General features: G+C 61.7%; 8 protein-coding genes. 5 read left to right on the top strand and 3 right to left on the bottom strand.

What is annotated here, in order from left to right:
* Positions 1 to 75: 75 nt before the first annotated feature.
* From PGR6_RS08385 to dsbG, 4 genes are all read left to right on the top strand, one after another.
* Positions 76 to 849, top strand: a complete 774-nt coding sequence (locus PGR6_RS08385) for a hypothetical protein (protein WP_018929975.1) — start codon at positions 76 to 78, stop codon at positions 847 to 849.
* Between the two features lie 121 nt (positions 850 to 970).
* Positions 971 to 2704 carry a protein-disulfide reductase DsbD gene (gene dsbD / locus PGR6_RS08380; RefSeq protein ID WP_064616785.1) on the top strand — a complete coding sequence of 578 codons (1734 nt, stop codon included), beginning with the start codon at positions 971 to 973 and terminating at the stop codon, positions 2702 to 2704.
* A complete protein-coding gene (locus PGR6_RS08375; RefSeq protein ID WP_064616783.1) occupies positions 2704 to 3570 on the top strand; it encodes a TlpA disulfide reductase family protein in 867 nt (288 codons plus the stop codon). Before dsbD ends, PGR6_RS08375 begins: the two co-directional genes overlap by 1 nt.
* Entirely contained in the window at positions 3546 to 4313 is a 768-nt protein-coding gene (gene dsbG / locus PGR6_RS08370) for a thiol:disulfide interchange protein DsbG (RefSeq protein ID WP_018929978.1), read from the top strand. The genes PGR6_RS08375 and dsbG overlap by 25 nt, the downstream gene beginning before the upstream one ends.
* Before the next feature lie 67 nt (positions 4314 to 4380).
* Here dsbG and PGR6_RS08365 read toward each other — a convergent pair whose 3' ends face one another.
* Both PGR6_RS08365 and PGR6_RS08360 read right to left on the bottom strand, forming a co-directional pair.
* Positions 4381 to 5205, bottom strand: coding sequence for an alpha/beta fold hydrolase (locus tag PGR6_RS08365; RefSeq protein WP_064616781.1), 825 nt, complete (start codon positions 5203 to 5205; stop codon positions 4381 to 4383).
* Between the two features lie 81 nt (positions 5206 to 5286).
* Complete coding sequence (locus PGR6_RS08360) at positions 5287 to 18270, bottom strand: non-ribosomal peptide synthetase (protein WP_064616779.1); 12984 nt, start codon at positions 18268 to 18270, stop codon at positions 5287 to 5289.
* A 381-nt stretch (positions 18271 to 18651) separates the two neighbouring features.
* Between PGR6_RS08360 and PGR6_RS08355 the strand changes: the two genes are divergently transcribed.
* The gene (locus PGR6_RS08355) at positions 18652 to 19200 is read left to right on the top strand and encodes an RNA polymerase factor sigma-70 (RefSeq protein WP_026286708.1); all 549 of its coding nucleotides are present in this window, start codon (positions 18652 to 18654) and stop codon (positions 19198 to 19200) included.
* 93 nt (positions 19201 to 19293) lie between these two features.
* Here the strand turns inward: PGR6_RS08355 and PGR6_RS08350 are convergent, their stop codons facing one another.
* Positions 19294 to 20307, bottom strand: coding sequence for a GNAT family N-acetyltransferase (locus PGR6_RS08350; RefSeq protein WP_064616778.1), 1014 nt, complete (start codon positions 20305 to 20307; stop codon positions 19294 to 19296).
* Between the last annotated feature and the right edge of the window lie 12 nt (positions 20308 to 20319).

Raw genomic sequence — 20319 nt, 5'->3', positions numbered from 1 at the left:
TCCAGGCCAATCATTACCTGGAAGAAAGTCATTTAAGACCCGAACCATACTTGATTATCTGAAAGGAATCAGATCATGCCGACACTTAAAAACATCGTGACCGTCGATTGGCGTTCAGGAAAAGACAAGATCTACTTCATCTTCAAAGACACCGATACTTATTCCCGCTTTGATATTCCCGATAACAAGGTCTCTGATGGATACCCCTGGCCGATTAAAGGAAACTGGGGGACGTTGGAAAACCACATGAAAAACCTGCGGTTTGGATTTACGACCACGGGCATAACGCTTGATCGTCCCATGGACTCTTCTGACCTCGATATCCTTTGGCTTTTCTATTACGAGCGCACTACGCCGATGGTCTGCGCCTACAATCAGGATACCGATGCGGTAATGCAGACCCGCAAGGTTGAAGACACTAAATGGAAGCTGCTGTTGCCTCACTTTGATCGAATCGTTGCAGGGACATGGTGGCAAGTAAGTCGCCCCTCACTCTTTCGATTCATCATGAATGACGGGAACTCCCTCTATCTGGATTTGGACGAGGATCCCAACCGGGACCGCGGCTATATAGGTGGCAAACTTGACGACGACCTCCCTCCTCCTGTTGTGACCCCGGTCCAGTCACTGAGGACAGAGCCCATTACAGAAGCTACCTGGCCCGGTCTTGCTCCCTATAAAGACCGGATCATTACAGCGGTGCAAAACGATCGGACTTTCGCCGACAGTTATTACTATATCTTTCTGACTGACAATCAGTTTCTGACTTACAACATTCCGGAAAATCGCCTGGTTTCCGGTCCGCATACGGTCGACAGCCAATCCTGGCCAGGCCTGTTGCGCAACTGAAGTTTCAAGCCGTAGTGGCTGCCTTCTGACGGGGCAAGCGGGCGGTACCGGCGGCGGTTAATCATCGGTTAATCGCCGCCACCCATTGTGCAGTCAACTTGCACAGGGATAAGGCTTACCCATGCGTCGACTGTTTCTATTTTTTGTTCTCTTGATCTCGGGTGTGGCCCAGGCAGGGATAAATCCGTTCGACACCAAACCTGAATTCTTGCCAGTGGAAAAGGCCTTTGCCTTTACCTCCGAACGCCTCGAATCAGGTGAAACACAGCTCTATTGGCAGATTACCGACGGTTATTACCTTTATCAGAAACGCCTGAATTTCGAAGGTTTGTCTGCGCAACAGCACCCGGTATTACCTGACGGCGAAGCACACAGCGATGAGTTCTTCGGCGAACAAGAGGTTTATCGCCAAGGCCTGGAGCTGAAGATTCCGGCGGGAGCCACCGGTCAGATCAAGGTGGGTTTCCAGGGGTGTGCCGATGCCGGTTTGTGTTATCCGCCGCAAACCCAGATCGTGGACCTGGGCGGCAAGGCTACTGCATCTGCGGCCAGCGAAGCGCCGGACCAAGCCTTGGCCAGCGGCCTGCAACAACGTGCGCTGGGCTGGAGCTTGTTGGTGTTCTTTGGTCTGGGCCTGTTGCTGGCCTTCACCCCTTGCTCGTTGCCGATGCTGCCGATTCTGGCGGGGTTGATCGTTGGCAGTGGTGCCACGCCCAAACGCGGTTTTGCCCTCGCCGGCAGTTATGTGATCAGCATGGCGCTGGTGTATGCGGCGATGGGTGTTCTGGCGGCGTCGCTTGGCGCGAACCTTCAAGCGCTGTTGCAGAGTCCATGGCTGTTAGGCAGCTTTGCGGCGGTGTTCGTGCTGCTGGCCTTGCCGATGTTCGGTTTTTTTGAACTGCAATTGCCGGTGGCCGTGCGGGATCGGCTGGAACATGTTTCACGCAGCCAGCGCGGTGGCAACCTGATGGGCGCCGGTGTGCTGGGGGCCTTGTCCGGTCTGTTGGTGGGGCCGTGCATGACTGCCCCATTGGCCGGCGCCCTGCTCTATATCGCCCAGAGCGGAAATGCGCTGCACGGCGGGTTGATTCTGTTCGCCCTGGGCATCGGCATCGGTGTGCCGCTGTTGCTGCTGGTCACCGTCGGCAATCGCTTCCTGCCTAAACCTGGCGCCTGGATGAACCTGCTCAAGGGTGTGTTCGGTTTCCTGTTTCTCGCCACGGCTTTGCTGATGCTGCGCCCGGTGCTGGATGAATCGCTGTGGCTCGGTATGTGTGGCGGTTTGCTGCTGATCGCCGCCTACAGCGCCTGGAAGCAGTCCCAGGGGTTTGGCCGCGTTGCCCATCTGTTCGGCGCCAGTTCGCTGCTGCTGGGGTTATGGGGCAGCCTGCTGGTGGTCGGTGCGGCGGGCGGCAGTGACGATCCGTATCAGCCGTTGCAGGTGTACAGCGCCGGTCGTACCGGCGCTGTCTCGCCAAGCGCTCACGATGCATTCACTACGATCAAGGAGCCCGCGTCCCTGCAGCGCGAGCTCGACGCCGCCAAGGCCCAGGGCCAATGGGTGCTGCTGGACTATTACGCCGACTGGTGTGTGTCGTGCAAAGTCATGGAAAAACAGGTCTTCGGCAAACCTCAGGTACTGGATGCGCTGAGCGATGTGCGCTTGCTACGGCTGGACGTCACCGCCGACAATGCCGCCAGCCGCGAACTGCTCGGCCGTTATAAAGTGCCGGGGCCGCCGAGCCTGTTGTGGATCGGCACCGACGGCGAAGAGCGTCGCAGCCAGCGCATCACCGGCGAGGTCGATGCCGGCACTTTCCTGCAACGCTGGACCACCACCCGAGACGCTCGTTAATGCTGACCTTTACCCTCGGCACCTTTGCCATCGCGCTTAACCATTTGCTGCTGATCAGTGCCCTGGCGCTGGCGACGTTTGTCGGCTGGCGGGTGGCCAAGCGTGGCGGCGAGAACCCGGAATCGGTGCTGTTCAGCCTGTTCCTGCTGGGCATGCTGGCGGCCCGGGTCGGCTTCGTGATTGCCTACTGGGCACAGTATCGCAACGATCCGTGGCAGATCATCGACCTGCGCGACGGTGGTTTTCTCGCCTGGCCGGGGGTGATCGTGCTCTTGCTGGCGGCGTTGTACCGCGGCTGGCGTCAACCGGGCCTGCGTCGGCCATTGGGCTTTGGCGTGGCCAGCGGTCTGGTGTTCTGGCTGCTGGCGAGTTTCTCCCTGAGTATTTACGAACAAGGCACGCGCCTGCCGCAGATCACCCTGCGCAATGCCGCCGGCCAGACCATCCAACTCAGCGACTACCAGGGTGGCCCGTTGGTCATCAACCTCTGGGCCACCTGGTGCCCGCCGTGCCGCCGGGAAATGCCGGTGCTGGAGAACGCCCAGCAACAGCGCCCGGACCTGACCTTCCTGTTCGTCAACCAGAGCGAAAGCATGCAGAGCGTCGCCACTTTCCTCGAAACCCAGGGCCTGAGCCTGACCAACGTGCTGTTCGATGGCAGCGGTCGATTGAGCCATGCCGTGGGTTCCATGGCATTGCCGACTACGCTGTTCTATAGCCCCAACGGGTATCTGTTGGGCAGTCACCTGGGTGAGTTGTCGGAAGCCAGCCTGGCCCGCGCCCTGGAACACTTCGACACCCCGAACCCGGCCACCTCGGCCACGCCTTCAAGGAAATTGCCATGCTCCGCCTCCGCCACCTGCTGACACTGACCCTGGGTGCTGCCCTGCTACACCTGCCGTCGGTACAGGCCGAAGAACTGCCTGAAGCGATCAAGAAGATCGAAGCCAAGGGCGCCAAAATCGTCGGTACCTTCGACGCGCCCGACGGCCTGCGCGGTTACGCGGCGCAGTACCAGAACCGCGGTATGACGCTGTACCTGACCCCGGACGGCAAACATGTGCTGCTCGGCAATCTGTACGACGCCGACGGCAATGACCTCAGCAGCGCACCGTTGCAGAAACTGGTCTACGCACCGATGGCCAAGGAAGTCTGGGGCAAGATGGAAGCAAGCAGCTGGATCGGTGACGGCAATAAGGACGCACCACGGGTCGTCTACCTGTTCAGCGACCCGAACTGCCCGTACTGCAACATGTTCTGGGAACAGGCACGGCCGTGGGTCCAGGCCGGCAAGGTGCAGCTGCGGCACATCATGGTCGGTATCATTCGCGAAGACAGCCCCGGCAAATCCGCCGCGCTGCTGGCCGCCAAGGACCCGCAGAAAGCCCTGGAAGAACACGAGAAATCCGGCAAGGGCAGCTCGCTCAAGGCCTTGAAGGACGTACCACCGGCGGTTCAGGCGAAACTGGCGGCGAACATGAAGTTGATGGAAGACCTGGAACTGGCCGCCACCCCGGCGATTTTCTACATGGATGAAAAGGGCCAGTTGCAACAACAGCAAGGCGCGCCGTCGCCGGACAAGTTGCTGAAGATTCTCGGGCCCAAATAAAGATCAAAAAATCGCAGCCTTCGCCCTACGCGCCTGTGGGCACTACCGAAGGCTGCGATCTTTTTAATCAAGCGCTACACGGATTTCTGTCGGCCAGAAACTTCAGCAGCGCCTCAGTGACAAACTCGGGGTTCTCCAGACTGGAGATATGCCCCGCCTCCGGCACCAGCACATACGGGCAACCGATCAACTCGGCCATTTCTCTGGTTTCCGACGGCGGCCGCGGCTTGTCCTGGTCGCCGCACATCAACAGTGTGGTTTCAGGGTTCAGCTGAGCCAGGCGCGGCAACAAATCATCACGACTAAACGTGATCCGTCCCATCGGCACAATGCTTTCACGCAGCCGGCTGACGGGTAATGCCGCCAGCCTGGCGCGGAAATCCTGATACAAAGCCGACTGCGGATCGATGCCCGGACGGAAGAAGATCGGCACAATAATGTCGAGCAGTTGCGGCGAGATCTCACCGCTGTCTTCGATCTGCTTGAACAGCGAGAAGTAATACTGACGAGTCGGTTCCGGTTCGACACCAACGTAAGTATCCATCAGCACCAGCCCGTTGAGCCGCTGCGGCGCCGACAGTGCCAGGCGAACGCCCCACATGCCACCGACCGAAAGACCGACCAGCGTGACGCGATCGATGTCCAGATGATCGAGTAATGCCAGTGCCTGACGCGCCACGTCATCCAGCGACGTCATGCCCTCGGGTATCCGCCCGGATTCGCCATGGCCCCAGAGGTCCAGTGCAATGACCCGATAGCGCTGCGACAGCGCCGCAATCTGCGGTGCCCACATGGCCTGGTCCCACAGGTAGCTCCCGGCCAGCAATACCGCCGGGCCCGTACCTTGATCTATGTAGTGAAGCGCTTGTCCATCAACCGTTACGAAGGGCATCGACTGTCTCCCTGGTGAAGATAGGATCCATTAAAAAACCACGGGAAGCCTGAGCCGCGTGGGCTCGGCAGTCAACCCGGATTAAAGGCCCTCCAGCTCCGCCATCAGGTCATTCAACCGATCCACCTTCTCCTCGGTAATGTCGCTCGCCGCCAACCCGTCGATGTACTCGGCCAACTCCGCCACCGTGCTGCACTCGAACATCGCCCGCAGCGGCACGTCGCGTTGCAGGGCTTTTTGTACCCGCGAGGCAATTTGCGTGGCCAGCAGCGAATGCCCACCCAGCTCGAAGAAGTTGTCACGCACGCCAACCTTCTCGACCTTCAACACTTCGGCCCAGATATCCGCCAAGGTCTGCTCCAGCTCATTGCCCGGCGCCTGATAGTCCTGGCTCTGCAACTGGCCGATCTCCAGTGCCGGCAAGGCCTTGCGATCGAGTTTGCCGTTGGCGTTGAGCGGCAGCTTGTCGAGCCACAACCAATGCAGCGGCACCATGTATTCCGGCAACTCAGCACGCAGGCGCTGCTTGATCCGCTCCAGTCGTTCGTTCGGATTGAGCACCGAATCCGCTGCCACCAGATAGCCGACCAGATGCTTGCCGTTGACGCCCTCCTGCACCCCGACCGCCGCGTCGCGGACTTCCGGCTGTTCATGCAGACGCGCCTCGATTTCACCCAGTTCGATGCGGTAACCGCGAATCTTCACCTGATGGTCGATACGTCCGACGTACTCCAGCACGCCGTCACTGCGACGACGGGCCAGGTCACCCGTGCGATACAAACGATCACCCGGTGCGCCGAACGGATTCGGCACAAACACCTGCGCCGTGCGCAACGGATCGCTCACATAACCGCGCCCGACCCCGGTGCCGGCCACACACAACTCACCCACCGCCCCCAACAGCACCAGCTCCAGCGCGCCATCGAGCAAGTACAAACGGTTGTTGTCGGTCGGCGTACCGATCGGCAAATAGCTGCCACGGGTCGAGGCCAGGTCGATGCGGAAGAACGCCACATCGTCCGAGCATTCCGCCGGGCCATAAGCGTTCACCAGACCCATCTGCGGGTAACGCAGCAACCATTGATGCGCCAGTTCCGGCGGCATCGCTTCACCGGTCGGCAACATCCAGCGCAGGCCATCGAGGCTCATGCAGTCCTGGGCGAGCATGCCCTGAATCAGCGACGGCACGCTTTCCAGCACGCTAATGCCCTGGCTCTGGACGTGGGCCAGCAAGCCTTGGGGATCATGGGCGATGCTGTTCGGCACGATGTCCACCCGAGCACCGAACAACAGCGCCGCGAGGAACTGCCAGACCGAAATATCGAAGCTTTGCGAAGCGGTCTGGGCGATCACATCGGCGTCGCTCAGCTTCAGGTACGGCACCTTGCTCAACTGGTTATTGAGCATGCCGCGCTGCTCGACCATCACGCCCTTCGGCAGGCCGGTGGAGCCCGAGGTGTAGATCACGTAGGCGAGGTTGTCCGGGCCACTGTAGATACCCGGATTGGCCACCGAAACGTCGCTCGCCTGCACGTCTTCCCAGACCAGCAATCGAGGCCGGTTGGCACATCCGAATTCCTCCAGCAGCGCGACGGCTTGTTCACGGCACGCCTGGGTGCAGACCAGCAACGGCGTGCGGCTCAGGTCAATGATCCGGCTCAGGCGCTGACTCGGCAGGCCCGGGTCCAGCGGCAGGTAACCGGCACCGGCCTTGAAGCTGCCGATAATCATGCCCAGCAGATCGAGATTACGCTCGGCGAGCAGCGCCACCGGTTGATCGAGGCCGACGCCTGCAGCGATCAAGGCATGGCCGAGACGGTTGCTGCGCTGGTTCAGCTCAACATAGCTGTGTTGCTGATCGAGACAACTGGCGGCAATCCGCTGCGGATGCCGGGCAACCTGCGCTTCGAACAATGAGACATAGCTCTGCTCCAGCGGATAGTCGTGTTCGCTCTGGTTGCAGCCATGGATCAGGAAGTCCTGCTCCTCGACGCCCAGCAGCGGCAAATCAGCCATGTCACCGTGGAAGCCCTCGACCAGCGCCAGCAACAGGCGCTTGAACTCACCGAGCATGCGCTCGACGGTGGATTCGTCGAAATAACGCTGGTCGTAGGACAGGTGCAAACCCAGGTCATCCCCCGGATAGCAGACCGCCGTCAACGGGAAGTTAGTGTGGGTGCGGCCCGAATCCGAAGTGGCATTGAGGCTTTGCGCACGGTCCAGCACCGAGACTTCCACCGGGGCGTTTTCGAACACGAACAGGCTGTCGAACAGCGGCTGGCCCTTCGGCAACTCGCTGTTTTCCTGAATGCTCACCAACGGCAGGTACTCGTACTCGCGCAGTTGCATGTTGCTGTCGAGCAAACCGCTGAGCCACTGACGAACGCTGCAGCGCTGATCGTCCTCGGGCATTTTCACCCGCAGGGCGATGCTGTTGATGAACAGCCCGACGGTGCGTTGCATCTCTGGCATGTCTACCGGACGCCCGGCCACCGTGACGCCGAACAGCACGTCGCGCTCACCGCTCAAGCGACGCAGCACCAACGCCCACGCCGCCTGGGCGAAGGTGTTGACGGTCAGCTGATGGGCCTGGGCCAGTTCGCGCAATTGCGCGCCGTCACGGGCATCAAGCCTTGTGTAACGGTCACCGACGATCATGCCGCCGCTGTCGCCGGCATGTTCACGCAGGAACGGCCGGTCGCTCGGAATCGGCGTGGTGCGCTCGAAACCTTGCAGGTTCTGCCGCCACCACTGCCGCGCCTCGGCCAGGCTCTGGCGTTGCAGCCAGCCGATGTAATCGCGATAACGCGGCGGCACGGCCAGTTGCGCTTGCCGGCCTTCGCCGAGGGCGGTGTAGATCTCGAAGAAATCGTTCATGAGCAGCGAACGGCACCAGGCATCGATGAGGATGTGGTGGTTGCTCATCATGAACCAGTAACGCTCCGCGCCCACACGGATCAAGCGCAAGTGAAACGGCGCCTGATTGAGCAGATCGAACCCGGCCTCGCGCTCGCTTTTCAGCAGCGCCTGCAGCTTCGGTTCTTGCTCGGTTTCGGCAACCGCGCGCCAGTCCAGATACTCGATCGGCGTGCTGCCCGGCTTATGGATCACTTGCAGCATGTCTTCGCCGACATTCCAGCAGAACGAGGCGCGCAAGGCTTCGTGACGGGCGATCACCGCTTGCCAGGCCAGGGCGAAACGCTCGGGGTCGAGCTCGCTGTTGATTCGGTAGCGGTCCTGCATGTAGTAGAGGCCAGTGCCCGGTTCGAGCAAGGTGTGCAGCAGCATGCCTTCCTGCATCGGGGTCAACGGGTAGACGTCTTCGATCATCGCTGCCGGAACCGGCAACGCGTCGAGCTGCGGCTGAGTCAGTTTGGCCAACGGGAAGTCCGACGGCGTCAGGCCGCCCGCGTTGTCGCTCAGGCAGTGCTGGATCAGGCTGTGCAATTCATCCAGATACGCCTGCGCCAGGTCGGTGATGGTTTGCCGGTCGTGGCGTTCGGCGCTGAAGGTCCAGCGCAGCACCAGTTCACCACCGTACACCTGACTGTCGATGCTCAGTTCGTTGGGCAGCGGCGCATGCGGATCATGGGCCGCGCCGACCGGCTCATCGAGCGGACGGAACAGCGCATCGCTGCCGAAGCTCTGGTCGAACTGGCCGAGGTAGTTGAAGGTGATCGGCGCCACCGGCAGCGCGGCCATGGTCTGCCGACACAGGCCATCGGCCAGGTAACGCAGCACGCCATACCCCAGGCCTTTATGCGGCACCGCGCGCAGTTGCTCCTTGATTACCTTGATCGACGCACCCTGTTCACTCACCGGCGTGAGGCGCAGTGGATAAGCACTGGTGAACCAGCCGACGGTGCGGGTCAGGTCGATCTCGTCGAACAGGGTTTCGCGGCCGTGGCCTTCGAGTTGTATCAACGCCGACCCATGACCGCTCCAGCGGCACAACACACGGGCCAACGCAGTCAGCAGTAAATCGTTGACTTGGGTGCGATAGGCCGCCGGCGCCTGTTGCAACAGTTGCCGGGTGCGCTCGCTGTCGAGGCGCACGCTGACGGTTTGTGCGTGACGATTCTGCTGCCCGCCCCGAGGCCGATCACACGGCAATTCAGCGCTTGGGCCGGCCAGTTGCGCCTGCCACCAGCTCAATTCTTCCCGCAAGGATTCGCTGCCGGCATAAGCCTGCAACCGTGCGGCCCAGTCCCTGAAGGCACTGGTTTTCGCTGGCAGTTTTACTGACTGCTCTGCGTCCAGTTGACGATAAACCGTTTGCAGATCGTCCAGCAGCACCCGCCACGACACCCCGTCCACCACCAAGTGGTGAATGGCAATGAACAACCGTTGTTGCCCCTCGGGATCGTCGACCAACAGCGCCCGCATCAGTGGCCCTTGCTCAAGGTCGAGGCTGCGCTGCGCTTCGGCGAACAGTGCCGCGCATGTGTCCATCGTCGGCACCTGCACTTGCCACAGCACGGCAGCGTCGGAAACTGCCTGATGCTCGGCCTGCCAATGACCGGCGACTTCGGTGAAGCGCAGGCGCAAGGCGTCGTGCTGCTCGATCACCGCCAACAGCGCTTGCTCCAGGCGATGCGGCTCCAGCACCACGGTCGGTTCCAGCAGCAACGCCTGGTTCCAGTGTTGACGCTGCGGGATTTCGGTGTCGAAGAACCAGTGCTGAATTGGCGTCAGACGCGATTCACCCGTGAGCAAACCTTGTTCGGCGGTGACCTGCTCGGTACGAGTCGCCACCGCAGCCAACGTCTGCACGGTCTGGTGCTGGAACAGGTCGCGCGGGCTGAAGTGGATACCCTGCTGCCGCGCCCGGCTCACCACCTGGATCGACAGGATCGAATCGCCGCCCAGTTCGAAGAAGTTGTCGTTGAGGCCGACCTGTTGAACGTTGAGCACTTCACACCAGATGCCGGCCAGGATCATCTCAAGTTCGTTGCTCGGCGCCACGTATTGCTGACGATTCAACTCCGGGTCCGGTGCCGGCAGTGCGCGACGGTCGAGTTTGCCGTTGGCGGTCAGCGGCATGCTGGCCAGCAGGATCAAGTGCGTCGGCACCATGTAATCCGGCAACTGAGATTTGAGGTGCGCCTTCAACGCTTCGCGCAGTGCAGTTTGTTGCGCTTCATCCTGCTCGGCCACGTTTGTAACCAGATAGCCCACCAGTTGCTTGCCGCTCGGCGCATCGAGCGCCAGCACGACCGCTTCACGGATCGATTCATGTTCCAGCAGACGGGTTTCGATCTCGCCCAGTTCGATGCGAAAACCACGGATCTTCACTTGATGGTCGATACGGCCGAGGTACTCGACCAGGCCATCGACGCGCTGCCGGACAAGGTCGCCGGTGCGGTACAAGCGTCCGCCGTTCGCGGCAAAAGGATCAGCGACAAAGCGTTCGGCGGTCATCCCCGGACGTTGGTGATAACCCTGCGCCAGACCGGCGCCGCCGACATACAACTCGCCGGTCGCGCCTTGCGGCAGCAACGCCAGATCGGCGTCGAGAATGTACGCCACCCGAGCGCCGATCACGCTGCCAATCGGCACACTGCCCAGCCCTTCTTCCAATTGCTCGGGGGCCAGGCTGGCGAGCGGCATGACCACAGTTTCGGTCGGGCCGTAAGCGTTGAAAAACAGGCTCGGTTTGAACGCCGCGCGAATCCGCTGCAAGTGTTCGCCAGTCAGGGCTTCGCCACCGGTGATGCACATGCGCACCGGCAGGGTTTCGCCCTGGGTCGCCAGCCATTGCGCCAACTGGCTGCCGTAGCTTGGGGTGAAGCCGAGGATGTTGATGTTGTGGCGACGAATCAGCCCGCAGATTTCCTGCGCGTCCCACTGGCCTTGAGCGCGAAGGACCACCTGCGCACCACTCAATAGCGGCACCAGCAGACGCTCGGTCGCGGCATCGAAGTTGATCGAATAGAAGTGCAACTCGCAATCATCGGGGCGCATGCCGAAACGCTCGATCACCGCGCGGCAATGCATGGCGATTTCACCGTGGGACACCACCACGCCTTTCGGTTTTCCGGTGGAGCCCGAGGTGTAAATCAGGTACGCCTGATGCTGCGGCATACTGATAAACGGCAGCTCGCTGGCCGGGTAATTGGCCAGGTCCGCGGCATCGTCTTCCAGGCACCAACGACCGACGCTGGCCGGCAATTCACCGAGTGCTGCGAACATCGCCGCATCGCTGAGCAACAAACCGATGCCGCTGTCTTCGATCATGTAGTGCAGGCGATCCAGCGGGTATTCCGGGTCCAGCGGCACATAGGCGCCGCCCGCCTTGAGGATTGCCAGCAAGCCGATGACCATCTCCAGCGAACGTTCCAACGCCAAGCCGACCCGCACGTGCGGCCCGACACCGCGCTCACGGAGCATCCAGGCCAGACGATTGGCGCGGCTGTCGAGCTCGGCGTAGCTCAGGGTTTGCCCGGCGAACGTCAGCGCCGGTGCGCCCATGCGCACCAGCGCCTGCTCAGCGAACAGCTGATGGATGTATTGATCGAGGCGATGCTCACCCGGCTCGATGCCGAGGTTGTCGAGCAGGTTTTGCTGTTCAGTGGCGTCGAGCAATGGCAGCTCACTCAAGCGCTGTTGCGGATCGGCCAGCAACGCTTCCAGCAGATTGCACCAGTGCCCGGCCATGCGCGCAATGCGCGGCTCATCGAACAGATCGGTGCTGTAAGTCAGGCAGCAACCGAGGCGATGGTCGAGGTCGGTGACTTCCAGGTTGAGGTCGAACTTGGTCGCTCGCGCATCGTTGGCCAGGTACTCGACGGTCATCCCGGCCAGGGTGCGGCGCTGCTGGAACTCCCAGCGCTGCACGTTGCACATCACCTGGAACAGCGGGTTGTAAGCGGCGCTGCGCGGTGGCTGCAAGGCTTCGACCAAGTGATCGAACGGCAGGTCCTGATGGGACTGGCCTTCGATCACCGTGTGGCGAACCTGCTCGAACAACTCGCCCACGGACATCTGCCCGTCGAGCTGGCAACGCAGCACTTGGGTGTTGAGGAACGCGCCGATCAGCCCTTCGCTTTCCGGACGAATGCGGTTGGCCACCGGCGCACCGATGCGCAGGTCGGTCTGGCCGCTGTAGCGGTAAAGCAGCACGGCCAGGGCGACGGTCATGGTCATGAACAGGGTCAGGCCGTTGTCTGCGTTGAAGGCACGAACCCGCGCCGCGAGGTCATCGCTGAGGTCGAAGCGAAACAGTTCGCCCTGATGACTTTGCACCGGCGGACGCGGACGATCGGCGGGCAACTCCAGCAGAGGATGTTCGCGGCCCAGTTGCGCGGTCCAGTAATCGAGCTGGCGCTGACGTTCGCCGGATTCCAGCCACTGACGCTGCCACACGCTGTAATCCAGGTACTGCACCGGCAAGGGTTGCAGCGGTGATTCGCGGTCATCGACGAAGGCTTCATAGAGCGCGCTGAGTTCCCGGGCGAAGATGTCCATCGCCCAGCCTTCGGTGACGATGTGGTGCAGGGTCAGCACCAGGTAATGTTCCTGCTCGGCGGTCTTGACCAGGCAGGCGCGCAGCAACGGTCCGGTTTCCAGATCGAAAGGCGTGTGCGCCTCGCTGTCGGCCAGTTGCTGGACTCGCTGCTCACGGATATCGGCATCCAGTGCGGAGAAATCCTTCCAGTCCATGCGCATACCGGTGTCCGGATGCACCTGTTGCCGGGCCACGCCGTCGACGCTCGGGAATGTCGTGCGCAGGGTTTCGTGACGCATGACCAATGCTTGCAGCGCCGCTTCGAAACGCCCGACATCCAGCACGCCACGCAAGCGCGCCATACCGCCGACGTTGTAGGCCGGGCTGTCCGGTTCCATCTGCCAGAGGAACCACATGCGTTGCTGGGAATAGGACAACGGCACCGGTTGGCGGCGGTCGACCTTCTCGATCGGCGGCTGCCGGTTGGTTTTGCCGCTGGCCTGGATCAAGCGAACTTGCTCGGCAAACGCGCCCAGCTCACTGGCCTCGAACAGCGCTCGCAACGGCAACTCGACGTCGCAGGCCTGACGGGTACGGGAGATGATTTGCGTGGCCAGCAGCGAGTGGCCGCCAAGGGCGAAGAAGTCGTCGCGCAGACCGATCTGCGTCTGGCCCAGCACTTCGCGCCAGATGCCGGCGATTTGTTGCTCAAGCGCCGTGACCGGTTCAACGTGCTCGCGGACGTGCCACTGAGGTTCCGGCAAGGCGCGGCGATCGAGTTTGCCGCTCGGGCTCAGGGGCATTTGGTCCAGACGCATCAGCTGCGCCGGGACCATGTATTCCGGCAACTCGGCGGCCAGCACGGCTTTCAGGCGTGCGGTTTGAGTGTCGAGGTCTTCAGTGGAATCAGTGGCGGTGTAGTAACCGATCAACTGCCCGCCGACCGCCGTTTCGTGCACCAGCACCACCGCTTGGGCGACGCCGGATTGTGCCAACAGCCGCGCTTCGATCTCTTGCGGCTCGACACGAAAACCGCGCAGCTTGACCTGCTGATCGAGACGACCGAGGTATTCGATTACGCCATCAGCGGTCCAGCGCGCACGGTCGCCGGTGCGGTACAGACGCGCGCCCTGCTCGCCCAGTGGATCGACCACGAAACGTTCGGCAGTCAGCCCCGGACGGCCCAGATAGCCCCGAGCCAAACCGATACCGCTGATGCACAGTTCACCCGGCACGCCGGCCGGCACCGGGTTGAGGTCACTGTCGAGCACCCGGCACAGCACGTTGCCCAATGGCCGGCCAATCGGCGAGCGCTCGCCATCGGCGGTTGTGCAGTGCCAGTGGGTGACGTTGATCGCGGTTTCGGTGGGGCCGTAGCGGTTGTGCAGTTGCACCGCCGGCAGTTGCGTCAGCACGCGGTTGCGCAGTTCGACGGGCAAGGCTTCGCCGCCGGAAAACACCCGGCGCAGGCTGGTGCATTCGGCGGTCAGCGGTTCGTTGATGAACAGCGAAAGCAGCGGCGGCACAAAGTGCAGCGTGGTCACACCGTACTGCTTGACCAGTTGTGCGATGCGGTGTGGATCGCGGTGTTCGCCGGGACCGGCGATCAGCAAGCGGCACCCGGTGATCAGCGGCCAGAAACACTCCCACACCGACACGTCAAAACTGATCGGGGCTTTTTGCATCAGCACGTCGGTATCGTTCAGGCGATAAGTGTTCTGCATCCATTGCAGACGTTCAGCGAGCGCTGCGTGCGTGTTGCCGACACCCTTGGGCTGGCCGGTGGAACCCGAGGTATAAATCACGTAGGCCAGGTTGTCGCCGTGCAGGTGCAAACCCGGTGCATGGCTTGGCCAGTTCTCCAGGTGCAGGGCGTCCATGGCAATCAGGCAGACGCCATCAGTGGCCGGCAAGCGGTCGAGCAATTCGGTTTGGGTCAGCAACAACTCGACGCCACTGTCGCGGAGCATGTAGGCCAGGCGCTCGGCCGGGTAATCCGGGTCCAGCGGCACATAAGCGCCGCCGGCCTTGATGATCGCCAGCAAGCCGATCAGCAACTGCGGCGAACGCTCGGCGGCGATGGCCACGCACACATCCGGGCCGACGCCTTTGTCGCGCAGGTAATGCGCCAAGCGGTTGGCCTGAGTATGCAGATCAGCGAAGTCCAGGCTGCCTCCGTCCCACAGTAACGCGGTGCGCTCCGGGGTCTGGCGCACTTGTTCGTTGAGCAGTTCCGGCAACCACTGCTGCGCCGGGTTGCAGGGGGCAACGCTCCAGTCATTTTGCTGAGCGTGTTCGGCGGTAGTCAGTAGTTGCAGGTCACCGATCGCTTGTTGCGGACGTTCGCAGATAGCTCGCAGCAAATTGCTGAAATGCTCGGCCAGACGCTCGATGGTCGGCGCGTCAAACAGTTCGCTGGCGTAGTCGAACGACAGGCTCAAACGTCCGTTGCGGTCTTCCTCACCGTGCAGTTGCAAGTCGAACTTGGCTTCGCGGCTGTGCCACGGCAGCTCTTCGGCGAGCAGCCCCGGCAGACGACGCAGAGCGCTGAGATCCCGTTGCTGATGGTTGAACATGACCTGGAACAGACCTTGTTCGCGGGCCTGCGGGAAAGCTTCGAGCAGTTGTTCGAACGGCAGGTCCTGATGCGCTTGCGCACCCAAGGCGGCTTGACGGGTTTGCGCTAGCAACTCCACGAATGGCTGTCGCGAATCCACTTCGGCACGCAGCACCTGGGTGTTGATGAAGAAGCCGATCAGCCCCTGGGTTTCCAGGCGTGGACGGTTGGCATTCGGCACGCCGATGCGGATGTCACGCTGACCACTGTAGCGATGCAGCAGGCTCTGGAATGCCGCGAGCAACAGCATGAACGGCGTCGACTCATGAGCCTGGGCGGTCTGGCGAATCGCGTTGCTCAGGCTCGCGTCCAACCGCAGGGTGTGGCGGGCGGCGCTGTGGGTGTGTTGTGCCGAACGTGGGTGGTCGGTGGCCAGGCTCAGGGTCGGATGCTCATCACCCAACTGCTCTTTCCAGTAAGCGAGTTGCCGTTCGCCCTCCCCTTGCGCCAGCCACTGGCGCTGCCAACTGCCGTAGTCGGCGTATTGGGTCGGCAAGGCCGGGAGGCTGGCGGCCTGGCCTTGAGAGGCCGCCGCATACAGGCGCGAGAACTCCTCGATCAGCACGTTCAGTGACCAGCCGTCAGCGATGATGTGGTGCATCGTCACCAGCAGTTGATGGTCTTCATCATCGAGGCGCACCAGGGTCACCCACAGCAGCGGGCCGTTCTCCAGATCGAACTGGGTGCGCGCTTCGTCCTCGCGGATTTGTTGCGCGCGGGCTTCACGCTCGGCGGCCGGCACATCGTTGATGTCGATCACTCGAAGATTGAACTCACCGGCAGCATCGACCCGTTGCAGGGCCACACCGTCGCGCTCGAAAAACCGCGTGCGCAGGGATTCGTGACGTTCGATCAGTTGCTGGAAACTGGCGCGCAAGGCGTCTTCGTCCAGTTCGCCGCGCAGGCGCAAGGCGCCGGGAATGTTGTAGGCGCTGCTCTGCGGGTCGAGTTGCCAGGTGATCCACAAACGGTTTTGCGCCAGGGATTGCGGCATGGCTTCGTTGCGCGACAGCTGAGTGATCGCGCCTTGGGCGAGGCCGCCATCCTGTAGTTGCCGGGCGACGGCGGCGGCGAACGCGCCGAGGGTTGGCGCTTCGAACAGCAGACGCAGATTCAGCTCCAGAGCCAACGCTTCACGCAGGCGAGCAACCACTTGAGTGGCGGCGATGGAGTTGCCGCCGAGCAGGAAGAAGTGATCGTCGGCGTTGACTTGCTTGACCTGCAATTGCTCGCACCAGATCTGGCCGATCAGGGTTTGCAGTTCGGAACCCGACTCGCTGCTGCCTTCACTTTCGTTCGCTGCCGACGGGAAAACCGCATAGCTGTCGAGGCTGCCATCGGCCAGGCGATTGCGGCAGGCCGAACGTTGCAACTTGCCGCTGGAAGTCTTAGGCAGTGCCCCCGGATTGAGCAGCACCACCACGCTCGGCGCCTCCTGATACGCCTCGGCCACCGCTTGGCGAATGGCTTTGATCAGCGCCTCGGACGACAGGATTTTCTGCACGCTGCGGCTGATTTCCGCGGCAATGCCGATGCCTTCCTGACCCTCGAGATTGACCGCGAACGCGGCCACACGCCCCTTGCGCACCACCTCCACTTCGCGCTCGATGGTCTGCTCGATGTCCTGCGGATAGAGGTTGTGACCACGAACGATCAGCATGTCTTTCAGGCGCCCGGTGATGAACAGTTCACCGTCACGCAAAAAGCCCAGGTCGCCGGTGCGCAGCCAGGTGCGGCCCGCGTGCTGGACGAAGGTCTTGGCCGTGGCTTCAGGGTTGCGCCAGTAGCCATGGGCGATGCTCGGCCCGGCGGCCCAGACTTCACCGACCGCGTTGTCGGCGAGTTCTTCGAACGATACCGAATCGACAATCAGCACCGCATGATCCGGCTGGCTGATGCCGCAACTCATGACCGGACTGCCGTCGCCCGGTTCGGCGCGGTTTTGCGCCAAGGCCTGATCGTCCACGCGCAACGCCGGAATGCCCTGACCGCGCGGAGTGCCGGCAACGAACAGTGTCGCTTCCGCGAGGCCGTAAGAAGCCATGAAGCTGTCCGACGTAAAACCACAGGCCGAGAACTTCTCGGCGAAGCGTTCCAGGGTGTCGAGGCGAATCGGTTCGGAACCAGAATACGCCACGCGCCAGCCGCTCAAATCAATGCGCTCCAGAGCCGATTCGCTGACGCGCTCGCTGCACAGTCGATAGGCGAAGTCCGGCCCGCCGCTGATGGTGCCGCCGTATTCGCTGATCGCTTCCAGCCAGCGCAACGGGCGACCGAGGAAGTACGCCGGCGACATCAACACGCACGGCACACCACTGAAAATCGGCTGCAGCAGACCACCGATCAGGCCCATGTCGTGGTACAGCGGCAGCCAGCTGACGATCACGTCATCAGGATTGAGGTCGATGCCAAAGCCGTGACGAATCAATCGTTCGTTGGCCACCAGGTTGCCGTGGCTGACTTGCACACCTTTAGGCAAAGCAGTGGAGCCGGAGGTGTATTGCAGGAAAGCGATGTGCTCGCCTTGCAGGTCCGGTGCAACCCAGCGTTCAGCCACGGCGTTGTCGAGGGTGTCGACACATAGCAGCGGCGGCGCCCCGTTGATTTGCAACAAGGCGTCGCGCAGGTCGGCGCTGGTCAACAGCAGGCGCGGCTCGGCATCGCTGATGATCGACAGCAGGCGTTCCTGATGATGACGACGGGTCGATTCCGGCGGATAGGCCGGCACCGCGATCACCCCGGCGTACAGGCAACCAAAGAACGCCGCGACGTAATCCGGACCGCTGGGAAACAGCAGCACCGCGCGATCACCGAACGACGCCTGGGCCTGCAACGCGCCGGCAATGGTTCGCGCCCGTTGGTCCAGCTCACGATAACTGAGCACCACAGCCTGATCCTGGGCTTCGGCAAGAAAACGCAAGGCCACCCGGTCCGGCGTCAGGGCCGCGCGGCGCTGGAGGGCTTGGACCAGTGTGCTGGGGAGTTCGAACGCGTCGGTCATGAGGTTTCCTGCCTGAATTCGGCTTGCAAGTGGAATCGGTTTTCGTACGTCACGCCCGTTCATGGGCATGCAGGGCGCGGTCTTCGCCGACCGCGCAAGGCATTGGGAATGCTGTTCTGGCCGGGGCTTGCGCCCGCAGCCATTCACCAATGAGAACGGATGAGGTCTTGGAATAATTAGTCGCCGGGCTTGAGCGCCGGCAGGCTTGTGGCCGGTGGGTGAGTCAGCGTGTCGCCGTTCTCGGTCCGCACCGCAACGGAGCATTAATTCTCTTTCTCAATTGACAATCATTATCATTCAACATAATTTGTCGCTCGATATGTAGGACGGCTCCGACCCCCTTGTCGTCCCACGACCCTATTTGCAGCAAGGTGATTTCCAATGACGGAACAAGTATCCACAAGCAGGTGCGATTCACCGCTACTTCAGGCCTTCGTCGACAACCGAATGATTCTGGTCAAGATTGCCGCCCGCATTACCGGCTGCCGATCCCGCGCCGAAGACGTGGTGCAGGATGCGTTCTTCCGGTTGCAATCGGCGCCGCAGATCACCTCGTCCATCAAGGCGCAGCTCAGTTACCTGTTCCAGATCGTGCGCAACCTGGCGATCGATCACTACCGCAAGCAGGCGCTGGAGCAGAAGTATTCGGGCCCGGAAGAAGAAGGCCTGAACGTGGTGATCCAGGGCGCTTCGCCGGAAACCTCGCACATGAATTTCTCGACCCTGGAAAACATTGCCGATGCACTGACGGAGCTGCCCAGCCGCACCCGTTACGCCTTCGAGATGTACCGCCTGCACGGCGTGCCGCAAAAAGACATCGCCAAGGAACTGGGCGTCTCGCCGACCCTGGTGAACTTCATGATTCGTGATGCGCTGGTGCATTGCCGCAAGGTGTCGGGCAATCGTGCCGATACCTTCGCCCGTCGTTAAACGCTTCGCGGGCAAGCCTCGCTCCACAGGGAATATTGCCTGTCACTGTAGGAGCGAGCGGTGCGGCGATCCGACTTGCCCGCGAAGACTGACTCAAGCCAACGAACACCGATCAAAAAACCGCTCACGCCCCAGCATCATCAACGCCGCGCGCTTGTGCGGGAAGTCGAACTCTTTCTCGCAGTGAAAACACTGATTATGCAGATGCCCGATCATCTTCGCGTTGTCGGCGCGAGGTTCGGCGACCACCCGTTGAGTGCGCGGATCATCGAGAAACAGGTAGTGCACCAGCGCCGATAACCAACTCGCCACCTTGTGCGGGCCACGGTGATTTTCCTCACCCACCAGCATGTGAATGCCACGGTCGTAATCGGCGACATCATAGAACGGCGCAATGCGATCTTCCTTGGCCCAGTAGGCTTCAAAGTAGGCAAACGGCTGATCATCGAAGCAACCGATCAGGGTCAAGGTGTGCGGGTCGGCTTCGAGCTTGCTCAGGTATTCCCGATGCTTCTCGAGACTGCCCTCCTCCTGCCAGAAACTCGCGACCCGCGGGCTGTTCTGCCAGCGGTTGAAACGCGCCAGGTCATGCTCAATTTCTACCGTGCGCAAGGAGACCCACGCACCGAGCCGCGCATCGAAGCGTCGATAGACCTCACCACGGGGTTTCACCGCACGCAGGGGGTGGCGCTTGCCGTCACTGATGACCATCTGCTGTGGATAGCTACCGGTCAACGACTCACCCAGCCAAGGCTGAGGCAATTGCCAGAACAGTGTGCGTTCACAGCGATATTGACCGTTGACGTCGGTCGCGATCAGCAACCCGCTGAGCAAGGCTTCGGTGGGCACTTGATCGAGGTGCCAGGTCAGACGCTGACACTGCGCATCACGGGCAAACAGCCAATAACAGGCCGCCCAGAATGCTTGACCGTCAGGACGGCCAAAGCACTCCTCCAGCCACAGATGCAACTCGGGCTCACGGGTCAGCCGCAGTTCGATCAGCGGCTGCCCTTCCAGACTGAGGCTCAGGCGACTTGCGGTTTCATCGGCTACAAGACGGTTGCCTGACGGCAAGGCCAGGGCGGTCAGGTCATTCAGATTGGACATGGGTCGGGCTCA

Origin of the sequence: Pseudomonas sp. GR 6-02 (assembly GCF_001655615.1) — a bacterium.
Lineage (GTDB): Bacteria > Pseudomonadota > Gammaproteobacteria > Pseudomonadales > Pseudomonadaceae > Aquipseudomonas.
Note: the sequence above shows the minus strand (reverse complement) of the source record. Positions and strands in the feature narration are given on the sequence as shown.